Source organism: Phenylobacterium sp. (assembly GCF_041913825.1).
Classification (GTDB): Bacteria; Pseudomonadota; Alphaproteobacteria; order Caulobacterales; family Caulobacteraceae; genus Phenylobacterium.
This window is the reverse complement of record NZ_JAYSEO010000013.1, coordinates 89,552-101,398: the sequence shown is the minus strand read 5'-3', so window position 1 is coordinate 101,398 and position 11,847 is coordinate 89,552. Positions and strand designations below refer to the sequence as shown.

Below are 11,847 nucleotides of genomic sequence, written 5' to 3'. Positions count from 1 at the left end.
TTAGTCCGGCAGCACCTCGAAGGTTGCCACATAGCCGGCGTTCCGCTCAGAGCCCGGCACCGGGCCCGCCCCGCCGCGCACCTCGGCTTCCATCCAATACATTCCGGCCTCGGGCCAGGTCACCTGGAAGACCCCGTCGGCGCCGGTCGTGGCCTTGATCTCGCCCGGCGACTTCCGGTAGCGCGCGCCGCCCGGGATCACCTCCACCTCGACGCCCGACGCCGGCTTGCCGTCGAGCAGCAGCCGGAATTTCGCGGCCTCACCGGCCACGAGGTCGTTGGGGTGGGTGACGGGCTCGAGCTCGAGGCCCTTGCCGGTGGGTTTAAGCGCGTCTGTCGTCGGCGCGCCCAGCGTCACGAAGGTTTCCAGCCGGCGCTGGTTGGCGGTGACCTTCAGCTCCGGCGCGCCCTGCGGCACGGCAGTGGCGAAGTCGGTCACCGAACCGCGCCAGCGCTTGGTCTCCGTCCCGTCCTTCCACGAGGCCATCAGGCCCTCGTTGGCGGTGGTGATCTTGTAGGTCCCCGGCTTCGTCATGTGGACGTCGAACGTCGAGCGGTACTTGCCGGTGGCGGGGTTCTCCGGATTGGCCACGGCGCCGTCCGGACCGATCACCTGCAGGCCGTTCAGGCGCATGGGCACGTGGTCGGGGAAGAACAGGGTGTTCGACACGGCGGCGTCCACCGTCACCCAGGCGTCGGTCCCGGAGAGCACGGTGGAGGACGGCACCATCCACATGCGGTGCGCCTGGGCGGCGACCGGCAGGGTCAGCACGGCGAGGCCGGCCAGGACGGCGGCGGCGCGGGAAGCGGTCATGACGGTCCTTCTTCTCTCGATGATCACGGTTTGGCGGTGACGGCGACGGCGCCCAGCTCGGTGGAGCCGCGGGCCTGGCCGGTCTTCACGCCCTTGGGCGGCCAGACGAACGGCGCCCGCACCACCTCGCGCCCCCCCACTTCGCGGGCGGCCTCGACCACCAGGGCGTAGTCGCCGGCCGGCAGGTTTCCGATCTGGGCCTGGCTGAACACCACCTGGTGACGGCCGGGCGCGCGCGTCGGCCCGCTCACCCCGTCGGCGGGCATGGCCAGGCCGCGGCCGGCCCGCCGCCACCAGGTGCGCATGTCCTTCAGCCACTCGGCGCCTTCGTTGTTCTTCTGCTTCACGTCGTACCAGACGGCGAGCGTCTTCACGGCCGTGCTGTCCGGCTTCTCGATCCACATGGCCACGTAGGGTCGGTGGTACTCGGCGACATCCAGGCGGGGGATCTCCACGCTCACCGCGAGCTGGGCGGCCTCGGCGGCGGCCGGCGCGGCGGCGAGCCCGGTGACGGCCGCGACGAACTTTGGACCAGGGACGCGCATACGCTCTCCTCAGTGGATCAGGAACAGGGCGAGAAGCAGGGGGATGACCAGGCCCAGCCCGACCAGCGGCCAGGTGGACCTGCGGGCGTGGGCGTGGAGCTGCAGCAGGATCAGGCCGGTGACGCAGAACACCACGCAGCCGATCGCGAAGATGTCGATGAACCAGGCCCAGGCCGGGCCGGTGTTGCGGCCCTTGTGGAGGTCGTTGAGGTAGGCGATCGCCCCGCGGTCGGTGCGCTCGTAGGCGGCGTCGCCCGTGGCCGTGTCGATCGTCACCCAGGCGTCGGAGCCCGGCCCCGGCAGGGCCACATAGGCCTCGCCTGGCGACCACTCCACCTTCGCGCCGGCCGGCGCCTTCACCTGCATCTCGCGGGCGAGCCACTGGCGCGTGGGCTCGGGCAGGACGCCGCCGGCGGCCTCGGCGGCCTGGAGGGCCGGTCGCAGCGGCTCGGGCAGCACGCTCTCGCGGGTGACGGTCTTCGGCTCGGCCTTGATGGCCCCGGCGTGGTTCAGGGTGATGCCGGTGATGGCGAACAGCAGCATGCCTACGAGGCACACCGCGGCGCTGATCCAGTGCCAGCGCAGGACCTGGCGTAGCAGGGCGGCGCGGGCCTGGGCGCGCTTCTTGGCGCGGGCGCGCTCGGCCTGGGCGGCGTCGGCAGGCGCAAGCTCGGACGTGGTCACGCGCACACCCCCGACGCACGGGGGCAGACGGCCGGACGGAAGCGCCGTGCGCGGATCATGGAAGCCGGACCTCGATACTTGCGACTAATTCGCAATATCGAGCCTTGGCAGACTTGGCAACGGCCCTGGCGGCCGCCTCAGGCTTGGCGCGGTCGATAGTCCGCGTAAAGGGCGGCGGCCTCATCGGCGAGGAGGCCGGCGAGCACCTCGACACCCGCGCCCCGGAGACGGGCGGCGCCCTGCCCCGCCGCCATCACCGAGGTGTCCTCGCAGGCGATCACCACCCGCGCGACGCCGGCCGCGACCAGGCGCTGCGAGCAGGAGGGCGCGCCGCTGGAGCGCACCGCGCAGGGTTCCAGGGTGACGTAGGCCGTGGCGCCGCGGGCGCCCTCGCCCGCCACGCCCAGCGCCAGCTCCTCGGCGTGCGGCCGTCCGCCGGGGGCGGTGACACCCTCGCCGACGACCGTGTCGCCGCGGACGATCACGCAGCCGACGGACGGGTTCTCGCCCGTGGCGCCGACGTTGCCCCGGGCCAGCGCGATGGCGCGGCGCATGTGGGTCTCGTCGGCGCCCATGCCGGTCAGATCGCCGGCAGCGCCTGCGCGCGGGCCTCGTCGAGGTAGCGGGCGGCGGTGGGCTTCAGGTTCGCGTCCAGCTCGATCAGCAGCGGATTGCCGGTGGGGATCTCGACGCCCACGATGGCGTCGTCGGCCACGTTGAACAGCAGCTTGACGATGGCCCGCAGCGAGTTGCCGTGGGCGGCGATCAGCAGGGTCTTGCCGGCCCTGAGCTGCGGCGCGATCTCGGCCTCCCAGTAGGGCTGCACGCGCTGGAGCGTGGTCTTCAGGCTCTCGGTGGCGGGCAGCTCGACGCCCGCGTAGCGGCGGTCCTTGGAGAAGTCGTACGCCCCGCCCGGCGCGAGCTCGGGCGGCGGGATGTCGAAGGAGCGGCGCCAGATCTTCACCTGCTCCTCGCCGTGCTTCTCGGCCGTCTCCGCCTTGTTGAGGCCAGTGAGCCCCCCGTAGTGACGCTCGTTCAGCCGCCAGTCCTTCACCTCCGGCACATAGGCCTGGCCGGCCGCGTGCAGGGCGATCCAGGAGGTGCGGATCGCGCGGGTCTGGACCGAGGTGTAGCAGCCGTCGAGGAAGATCCCGGCGGCCTTGATCAGCTCGCCGCCCTTCTTCGCCTCGGCCTCGCCCTGAGGCGTCAGGTCCACGTCCACCCAGCCGGTGAAGCGGTTCTCCAGATTCCACTGGCTCTGGCCGTGGCGGAGCAGGATGAGCGTCGGCAAGGCGGAGGTCTCCTTCAGGCTGGGCCAGAGCCGCTAGCGGTCCGGGACATTGGCCGTCAAGCGGCGAAGCGGCTATATGCGCCCTATGCTCGACCGCCTCTACCTGCCGCTGCTGGGGCTCGCCGCCGTGGGCGCAGTGGCGCTGGCCATGGTCTGGCCGCAGGGCCTTGGCGCCCGGTCGCCGGGGCCGTTCGGCCATACGCCGGTCCAGCAGACGCCCGCCATGAAGGCGGCCATGCAGCGCGAGCACGAGGCGGCGCAGGAGCGGGCCCGCCAGGCCCGCGACGCCGTCCGCGACCTGCAGAGCCAGGCGATCGCGCCCACCCAATGAGCAGTTTCGACGCCATCGCCGTGGGCCGCCGCGTCCTGGCCCAGGAAGCCGAGGCCCTGGCCGCCCAGGCCGGCGGCCTGGACGCGACTTTCGCCCGTGCCGTCGACCTGCTGTTCGAGGCCCGCGGCCGGATCATCTGCACCGGCATGGGCAAGGCGGGCCACGTGGCCCGCAAGATCGCCGCCACCTTCGCCTCGACGGGCTCGCCCGCCTTCTTCGTCCACCCGGCCGAGGCCAGCCACGGCGACCTGGGCATGGTCACGGAAGCCGACGTGATCCTGGCGATCTCCAAGTCCGGGGAGTCGCGAGAGCTGGCCGACATCCTCGCCTACGCGAAGCGGTTCGCGATCCCGCTGATCGCCATCACCGCGCGCCCCGACAGCGCGCTTGGCCAGGCGGCCGACGTGATCCTCGCCCTGACCGACGCGGCGGAAGCCACGGCGGAGGTGAATGCGCCGACCACCTCCACAACCCTGCAGATCGCGCTGGGCGACGCGCTCGCCGTGGCCCTGCTGGAACGGCGGGGCTTCAAGCCCACCGACTTTCACGTCTTCCACCCGGGCGGAAAGCTGGGCGCCATGCTGCGCACCGCCGGCTCGCTGATGCACGGCGCGCACGAGCTGCCGCTGGTGGACGAGGCGACGCCGATGCGCGAGGCGTTGCTGGTGATGACCGAGAAGCGCTGGGGCATCGTCGGGGTCACCGATGGAGCCGGCCGGCTCGTGGGCGCGATCACCGACGGCGACCTGCGCCGCCACATCGAGGGCCTGATGGGCCACACGGCCGGCGAGGTCATGACGCCGGGGCCGAAGAAGACCGTGCCGCCCGACATGCTGGCCTCGGAGGCCCTGGCGCTGATGAGCGACCCGCCGCCGGCGGTGACCGTGCTGTTCGTGGTCGACGACGGCCGGCCGGTCGGCATCCTGCACGTGCACGACATCCTGCGCGCCGGGGTTATGTAAGGCACAAAGCTACGCTGCGAGCGTTGGGAGTCGCCTAGGGGCCTTCCGCTCAAGTAGTAAGATCGCCTGACGCCGTTTTCCGGAGTTCCGATGCTGCCCGCTCCCCGCGCCGACCTCGCGCCCAACACCTTCGAATACGAGACGCAAGCCCTGGTGAAGGCCACGGGCTTCCGGGAGTACGACGCGCGCTGGCTGTTCGGGCCGGAGATCAACCTGCTGGGCGTGCAGGCCCTGGGGCTGGGCCTCGGCACCTACATCCACGAGCTCGGCCAGAGCCGCATCGTGGTCGGGCACGACTTCCGCTCCTACTCGCTGTCCATCAAGCAGGCCCTGACCATCGGCCTGGTCGCGGCCGGGTGCGAAGTCCTCGACATCGGCCTCGCCACCTCGCCCATGGCCTACTTCGCCCAGTTCGACCTGGAGGCGCCCTGCGTGGCCATGGTCACCGCCAGCCACAACGAAAACGGCTGGACCGGCGTGAAGATGGGCGCCCAGCGGCCGCTGACCTTCGGCCCCGACGAGATGGGCCGCCTGAAGGAGCTGGTGCTCGGCGGCCAGTGGAAGCAGCGGCCGGGTGGCACGGTGGCCCACATCGACGGCGTGCGCGAACGCTACATCGCCGACGCGGCGAGCCGGGCGCAGATCACCCGGCCCCTGAAGGTGATCGCCGCCTGCGGCAACGGCACGGCTGGGGCCTTCGCGCCGGAGGCGCTGCGCCGGATGGGCGTGGCCGAGGTGATCGAGATGGACTGCGATCTCGACTGGACCTTCCCCAAGTACAACCCGAATCCCGAGGACCACCACATGCTCAGCGAGATGGCCAAGGCCGTCCGCGAGTACGGGGCCGACGTGTGCCTGGGCTTCGACGGCGACGGCGACCGTTGCGGCGTGGTGGACGACGAGGGCGAGGAGATCTTCGCCGACAAGATCGGCCTGATGCTGGCCCGCGACCTCAGCGCCCTGCACCAGAACGCCACCTTCGTGGTGGACGTGAAGTCCACCGGCCTCTTCGCCACCGACGAGGTGCTGAAGGCGAACGGCGCCAAGACGGTCTACTGGAAGACCGGCCACAGCTACATCAAGCGCAAGACCGCCGAGCTGGGCGCGCTGGCGGGCTTCGAGAAGAGCGGCCACTTCTTCTTCAACCCGCCGATCGGGCGCGGGTACGACGACGGCATCGTGGCGGCCGCCGCGATCCTCGCCATGCTCGACCGCAACCCGGGCAAGAAGCTGTCGGACCTGAAGAAGGCCCTGCCGGTCGCCTACACCTCGCTCACGATGAGTCCGCACTGCGCCGACGAGGAGAAGTACGGCGTCGTCGAGGACGTGGTCCGCGAATACACCGAATTCGCCAAGTCCGGCGGCAAGATCCTGGGCCGGGCGATCACCGAGGTGATCACGGTCAACGGCGTGCGCGTGGCGCTGGAGGACGGCTCTTGGGTGCTGGTCCGCGCCTCGTCCAATAAGCCGGAGATCGTGGTGGTGGTGGAAAGCTCGCAGTCGGAGGACGACATGCGCGCCCTCTTCCGCGAGGAGGTGAAGCCCCGCTTGGCCAAGCGGCCGCAGGTGGGCGCCTACAACCAGGAAATCTGACGGCGGCCGATTTGCTGCGTCTTTCGGAATTGTGCCGCCGCCGTCCGGCGGCCCGTTGTTATGGCCGCGCCTGCGTGGTGAAAGGCGCCAACTCCAGTCGGGGATACGACTCATGCACGTGGCGATGATCGGCACAGGCTATGTGGGCCTGGTCAGCGGCGCCTGTTTCGCAGACTTCGGTCACATCGTGACCTGCATCGACAAGGATGCGGGCAAGATCGAGCGGCTGCAGGCCGGCGGCATCCCGATCTACGAGCCGGGCCTCGACGTGCTGGTGGCCAACAACGTCAAGGCCGGCCGGCTGTTCTTCACCACCGACGCGGCTGAGGCGGTCAAGAACGCCGACGCGGTGTTCATCGCGGTGGGCACGCCCTCGCGCCGCGGCGACGGCCATGCGGACCTGTCTTACGTCTACGCCGCCGCCGAGGAGATCGCCGGGCTGGTGGAAGGCTTCACCGTGGTGGTGACCAAGTCGACGGTGCCGGTGGGCACGGGCGACGAGATCGAGGCGATCTTCAAGCGCGTGCGGCCCGAGGCCGAGGTCGCCGTGGTGTCTAACCCCGAGTTCCTGCGCGAGGGCGCGGCGATCGAGGACTTCAAGCGCCCCGACCGCGTCGTCGTCGGCACGAACGATCCGCGCGCCGAGGCGGTGATGCGCGAGCTCTACCGGCCGCTCTACCTCAACGAGACGCCGATCCAGTTCACCGGCCGGCGGACCAGCGAGCTGATCAAATACGCGGGCAACGCCTTCCTGGCGATGAAGATCACCTTCATCAACGAGATCGCCGACCTCTGCGAGGCGGTGGGCGCCGACGTGCAACAGGTGGCCCGCGGCATCGGCCTGGACGGCCGGATCGGCTCCAAGTTCCTGAACGCCGGGCCCGGCTACGGCGGCTCCTGCTTCCCGAAGGACACCCTGGCCCTGGTGCGCACCGCCCGCGACGCGGGCTCGCCCGTGGAGCTGATCGAGACCACCGTGCGGGTCAACGACGCCCGCAAGAAGGCCATGGCCCAGAAGGTCATCCAGGCGGTGGACGGCGACGGCCTCGCCGGCAAGACCATCGGCGTGCTGGGGCTCACCTTCAAGCCGAACACCGACGACATGCGCGACGCGCCCAGCCTCGACATCGTCCCGGCCCTGCAGGCGGCCGGCGCGCGGGTGCAGGCCTTCGACCCCGAGGGCCACGAGGCCAGGCACATGCTGAAGGACGTGGCGTTCCGGGACGACCCCTACGCCGCGGCGGAGGGCGCCGACGCGCTGGTCATCATCACCGAATGGGACCAGTTCCGCGCGCTCGACCTCGACCGCATCAAGCTGCTGATGAAGACGCCCGTGCTGGTCGACCTGCGCAACATCTACAAGCCGGACGACATGCGCGCGCGCGGCTTCGCGTACACCAGCGTGGGACGCGCCTGAGGGACGTGACGGCGGGGCTCAGAACCCGCCGGAACTCACCTGCATCAGAAGCTGACCGAGCCAGACCGCACCGGCCCAGAAGGCCAGCGCCAGGACGACGACGAAGGCCAGGCAGGCGATGGAGCTGACGCCCCTGCCGACCATTGGCCGCGCCGCCCCGCCGAAAGCGAGGTCGCGCCGCATGTTTCCTCCAACCCATTATGCGCCACGCCGTTCGAGCGACGCAGCATTGTGACGATGCTGACACAAGTCGCTAACCATGGGTAGGGTTGCCGCCACGGCAGCTGACAAGACCTTGTTCGCGAGGGCTCGGATGGCGCACGGGCGCGGTGGCGGCGCGCCGCGGCGGAGAGCGGGCCGCCCCCCCGCGCCTAGGCGGCGGCCTTCTTCACCGCGCCGACGATCTCCTTGACCACCTGGCTGACCAGCTTCTCGTCATCGCCTTCGGCCATGACCCGGATCAGGGGCTCGGTGCCGGAGGGCCGGATGACCAGCCGGCCGACGCCGTCCAGCCGCGCCTCGGCCTCGGCGATAGCCTTCTTCACCTGCTCGTTCTCCAGCGGCTTGCCGCCCGAGAACCGCACGTTCTCCAGCTTCTGCGGCGCCGGCTCGAACTGGCGGGCGAGCGCGCTCATCGGCTGGTCGCTCTCCTTCAGCACCGCCAGCACCTGCAGGGCGGCCAGCAGGCCGTCGCCGGTGGTGGAGAGGTCCGACAGGATGATGTGGCCGGACTGCTCACCGCCCAGGTTGAAGCCGCCCTCGCGCATGCGGGCCATGACGTAGCGGTCGCCCACCTTGGTCCGCTCGAGCTTGAGCCGCCGGGCGGCCAAGAACCGCTCGAGGCCGAGGTTCGACATCACCGTGGCCACCACCCCGCCGCCGGTCAGCCGGTCGGTGCGCGCCCAGTGGTCGGCGATCAGGGCCATGATCTGGTCGCCGTCGACGATCTGGCCCTTCTCGTCGCAGATCACCAGGCGGTCGGCGTCGCCGTCCAGCGCGATGCCGATGTCGGCCCGGTACTCCTTGACCGCCTTCTGCATGGCGGCCGGGGCGGTCGAGCCGCACTCGTCGTTGATGTTGAAGCCGTCCGGCGCGACGCCGATGCGGATCACTTCGGCGCCCAGCTCGTAGAGCGCCTCGGGGGCGACCTTGTAGGCGGCGCCGTTGGCGCAATCGATCACCACCCGCATGCCCGCCAGGCTGAGCCGGCGCGGGAACGAGGCCTTCGCGATCTCCACATAGCGCGCCTGGCAGTCGTCGATGCGCTGCACCCGGCCGAGGCCGTTCGGAGCCGCCAGGCCCTCTTCCAGGCCCTGGTCCATCAGGGCCTCGATCTCGAGCTCGCGCTCGTCGGAGAGCTTGTAGCCGTCCGGGCCGAACAGCTTGATGCCGTTGTCGGCGAAGTGGTTGTGCGAGGCGGAGATCATCACGCCCAGATCGGCGCGCAGCGAACGGGTCATCATCGCCACCCCCGGCGTCGGCAGCGGCCCGAACAGGCGCACGTCCATCCCCACGCTCGTGAAGCCCGCCACCAGCGCCGGCTCGATCATGTAGCCCGAGAGCCGGGTGTCCTTGCCGATCACCACCAGGTGCCGCCGCTCGTCCTTGGACATGAACAGCTTGCCGGCGGCCATCCCCACCCGCAGCGCGACCTCCGCCGTCATGGGGTGACGGTTGGCCTGGCCGCGGATGCCGTCGGTGCCGAAATAGGCGCGCTTGCTCATCGATGCTCCCGAAACGATCCGAAACTGAGATTTAGTGGCCGGCAGCTTAGCCGATGCTAAAGCCCCAGCGTTACAGCCGAGTGCGCAAGTCGGCGCTCTACCACAAAGGAATCAAGGGCTCATGTGCGGCATCATCGGCATCGTCGGTACGCGTCCGGTTCAGGATCGGCTGATCGAAAGCCTGAAGCGGCTGGAGTACCGCGGCTATGATTCCGCCGGCGTGGCGGGCGTCGTCGGGGGCAAGGTCGAGCGCCGGCGGGCCCAAGGCAAGATCCGCGCGCTGGAGGAGCGGCTGGCGTCCGAGCCGCTGCAGGCCACCGTCGGCATTGGGCACACGCGGTGGGCGACCCACGGCGCGCCGTCCGAGCGCAACGCCCACCCGCACAAGGCCGGCCGCGTCACCCTGGTGCACAACGGCATCATCGAGAACTACGCCGAGCTGCGCGAGGCGCTGAAGGCGCGCGGCCGCACCTTCGAGAGCGACACCGACACCGAGGTGATCGCTCAGCTTCTGGACTGCGAGCTGGACGGCAGGCCGCCGCTGGAGGCGCTGAAGACCACGCTCGACCAGCTCAAGGGCGCCTACGCCATCGGCGTGCTGATCGAGGGCGAGGACTCGCTGGTGATGGGCGCCCGCCGCGGCAGCCCTCTTGTGGTCGGGTACGGCGACGGCGAGATGTTCATCGGCTCCGACGCCCTGGCGGTCGGGCCGTTCACCAACCGCATCGCCTACCTGGACGAGGGCGACTACGTGGCCATCGACCACGGCCAGGCGCGGATCTTCGACGAGACCGGCCAGCCTGCCGACCGCCCGGTCCGCCAGGTGCCCGCCTCGGCCGCTCTGGTGGAGAAGGGCAACTACCGCCACTTCATGGAGAAGGAGATCCACGACCAGCCCGAAGGGTGCCAGCACACGATCGCGGCCTATGTGGACACGCTGTCGGCCAGCACCGCGGTGCCGGGCGACATCGACTGGGCCGAGCTCGACCGCGTCCAGATCGTCGCCTGCGGGACGTCCTACATCGCCGGGGTGATGGGCAAGTACCTGATCGAGCAACTGGCCGACCTGCCGGTGGACGTGGAGATCGCCTCGGAGTTCCGCTACCGCCAGCCGGCGCTGCGCAAGGACGCCCTGGCCATCGCCATGTCGCAGTCGGGCGAGACCGCCGACACGCTGGCGGCGCTGCGGTTCTGCGCCAGCAAGGGCATGACCACGGCGGCGGTGGTCAACGCGACCGAGAGCACCATGGCCCGGGAGGTGGACGTGGTGTGGCCGATCCACTGCGGTCCGGAGATCGGCGTCGCCTCCACCAAGGCCTTCACCGCCCAGGTGAGCGTGCTGACCGCCGTGGCCATCGCGGCGGCCCGCGCCCGCGGCCGCATCGACGCCGCCGAGGAGCAGCGGCTGGTGCGCGTGCTGCTCGAGGCGCCGCGGCTGATCGCGGAATCCATCAAGCTGGAGGACGCCGTCCGCAGCATCGCCCAGGAGGTCGCCAAGGCCCGGGACGTGCTCTACCTCGGGCGCGGGCCGATGTACCCGCTGGCCCTGGAAGGCGCGCTGAAGCTGAAGGAGATCAGCTATATCCATGCCGAGGGGTATGCGGCCGGCGAGCTGAAGCACGGGCCGATCGCCCTTGTCGACGAGCAGACGCCGATCGTCATCCTGGCGCCCTTCGACAGCTACTTCGAGAAGTCGGCCTCCAACATGCAGGAGGTCATGGCGCGCGGCGGCCAGGTGATCTTCATCACCGATCCGGACGGCGAGCGCCACGCCCCCAAGGGCGCGCGGGTGGTGGTGACCGCGCCCCGCTGCGATCCGCTGATCGCGCCGCTGGTGCTGTCGGCGCCGGTGCAGCTCCTGGCCTATCACGTGGCCGTTCAGAAGGGCGCCGACGTGGACCAGCCGCGCAACCTGGCCAAGTCCGTCACCGTCGAATAGCGCCTACGAAAACGGCCGCCCCTGAGGGGGCGGCCGCTCCGTTCCTGGCCTGAGGCCGGAAAGGTCTTACGGGGTGGTCGTCGAACCGGTCGTGCCGGTCGTACCCGTGGTTCCGGTCGTGCCGGTGGTCCCCGTCGTGCCGGTCGCGCCCATGGCGCCGGTGGTGTCGCCCGTGGTCGCGCCGGTCGTGGCGCCGGCCGCGGCCGGATCCGTCGTCGTGCCCATGGCGCCGGCGGCGGCAGGATCGGTGGTGGTCGCCGCGCCCATGGCGGAGGTGTCGGCGGCCGGAGCGGTCGCGGAGGCGTCCGCGGCGGTGCCGGTGGCCGGCGCTTCTTCGGTCTTCTGGCCGCAGGCGGACAGGCCCGCGGCGAGGACGGCCGCGGCGGCGACGGAGGTGAGGATACGGAGCTTCATGGGTGTCTCCCCTGGAGGACGATTTTCCCCCGACTTGTGGCGGCAGGTTACACGTTCCCGAAATCGTGAACAGGGTCGACCTGATCACTTTTGTCGCACGCGCCTGTGGATTTCCGGGCGCCTGTCCTCTACCG

At 70.6% G+C, this 11,847-nt stretch carries 13 protein-coding genes; 5 read left to right on the top strand and 8 right to left on the bottom strand.

Annotated features, from left to right (window positions below; translation table 11 throughout):
• The 5 genes from ACE3Q8_RS13020 to gpmA form a co-directional block, all read right to left on the bottom strand.
• Positions 1 to 813 (bottom strand): DUF4198 domain-containing protein, encoded by an 813-nt coding sequence (locus ACE3Q8_RS13020; RefSeq protein WP_374470700.1) that lies wholly within the window; start codon positions 811 to 813, stop codon positions 1 to 3.
• Positions 814 to 836: 23 nt separating this feature from the next.
• The gene (locus tag ACE3Q8_RS13015; protein WP_374470699.1) at positions 837 to 1,358 is read right to left on the bottom strand and encodes a DUF2271 domain-containing protein; all 522 of its coding nucleotides are present in this window, start codon (positions 1,356 to 1,358) and stop codon (positions 837 to 839) included.
• A 9-nt stretch (positions 1,359 to 1,367) separates the two neighbouring features.
• Positions 1,368 to 2,042, bottom strand: coding sequence for a PepSY-associated TM helix domain-containing protein (locus tag ACE3Q8_RS13010; RefSeq protein WP_374470698.1), 675 nt, complete (start codon positions 2,040 to 2,042; stop codon positions 1,368 to 1,370).
• Positions 2,043 to 2,179: 137 nt separating this feature from the next.
• Positions 2,180 to 2,617, bottom strand: a complete 438-nt coding sequence (locus ACE3Q8_RS13005) for a bifunctional diaminohydroxyphosphoribosylaminopyrimidine deaminase/5-amino-6-(5-phosphoribosylamino)uracil reductase RibD (RefSeq protein WP_374470697.1) — start codon at positions 2,615 to 2,617, stop codon at positions 2,180 to 2,182.
• Between the two features lie 5 nt (positions 2,618 to 2,622).
• The gene (gene gpmA / locus ACE3Q8_RS13000; RefSeq protein WP_374470696.1) at positions 2,623 to 3,333 is read right to left on the bottom strand and encodes a 2,3-diphosphoglycerate-dependent phosphoglycerate mutase; all 711 of its coding nucleotides are present in this window, start codon (positions 3,331 to 3,333) and stop codon (positions 2,623 to 2,625) included.
• Positions 3,334 to 3,409: 76 nt separating this feature from the next.
• Between gpmA and ACE3Q8_RS12995 the strand changes: the two genes are divergently transcribed.
• From ACE3Q8_RS12995 to ACE3Q8_RS12980, 4 genes are all read left to right on the top strand, one after another.
• Positions 3,410 to 3,664: a hypothetical protein gene (locus tag ACE3Q8_RS12995; RefSeq protein WP_374470695.1), complete on the top strand. Its 255-nt coding sequence runs from the start codon at positions 3,410 to 3,412 to the stop codon at positions 3,662 to 3,664.
• Positions 3,661 to 4,626 carry an SIS domain-containing protein gene (locus ACE3Q8_RS12990; protein WP_374470694.1) on the top strand — a complete coding sequence of 322 codons (966 nt, stop codon included), beginning with the start codon at positions 3,661 to 3,663 and terminating at the stop codon, positions 4,624 to 4,626. The genes ACE3Q8_RS12995 and ACE3Q8_RS12990 overlap by 4 nt, the downstream gene beginning before the upstream one ends.
• A gap of 90 nt (positions 4,627 to 4,716) precedes the next feature.
• Positions 4,717 to 6,219: a phosphomannomutase/phosphoglucomutase gene (locus ACE3Q8_RS12985; RefSeq protein WP_374470693.1), complete on the top strand. Its 1,503-nt coding sequence runs from the start codon at positions 4,717 to 4,719 to the stop codon at positions 6,217 to 6,219.
• A gap of 112 nt (positions 6,220 to 6,331) precedes the next feature.
• On the top strand, positions 6,332 to 7,636 hold the full coding sequence (locus ACE3Q8_RS12980; RefSeq protein WP_374470692.1) for a UDP-glucose/GDP-mannose dehydrogenase family protein: 1,305 nt from the start codon (positions 6,332 to 6,334) through the stop codon (positions 7,634 to 7,636).
• Between the two features lie 18 nt (positions 7,637 to 7,654).
• On the opposite strand, the gene ACE3Q8_RS12975 is transcribed toward ACE3Q8_RS12980, so the two are convergent.
• Complete coding sequence (locus ACE3Q8_RS12975) at positions 7,655 to 7,819, bottom strand: hypothetical protein (protein WP_374470691.1); 165 nt, start codon at positions 7,817 to 7,819, stop codon at positions 7,655 to 7,657.
• 188 nt (positions 7,820 to 8,007) lie between these two features.
• Positions 8,008 to 9,360 carry a phosphoglucosamine mutase gene (gene glmM, locus ACE3Q8_RS12970; RefSeq protein WP_374470690.1) on the bottom strand — a complete coding sequence of 451 codons (1,353 nt, stop codon included), beginning with the start codon at positions 9,358 to 9,360 and terminating at the stop codon, positions 8,008 to 8,010.
• A 121-nt stretch (positions 9,361 to 9,481) separates the two neighbouring features.
• Between glmM and glmS the strand changes: the two genes are divergently transcribed.
• Positions 9,482 to 11,299 carry a glutamine--fructose-6-phosphate transaminase (isomerizing) gene (gene glmS / locus ACE3Q8_RS12965; RefSeq protein WP_374470689.1) on the top strand — a complete coding sequence of 606 codons (1,818 nt, stop codon included), beginning with the start codon at positions 9,482 to 9,484 and terminating at the stop codon, positions 11,297 to 11,299.
• Between the two features lie 66 nt (positions 11,300 to 11,365).
• Here the strand turns inward: glmS and ACE3Q8_RS12960 are convergent, their stop codons facing one another.
• Positions 11,366 to 11,713, bottom strand: coding sequence for a hypothetical protein (locus tag ACE3Q8_RS12960; RefSeq protein WP_374470688.1), 348 nt, complete (start codon positions 11,711 to 11,713; stop codon positions 11,366 to 11,368).
• Positions 11,714 to 11,847 lie beyond the last annotated feature (134 nt).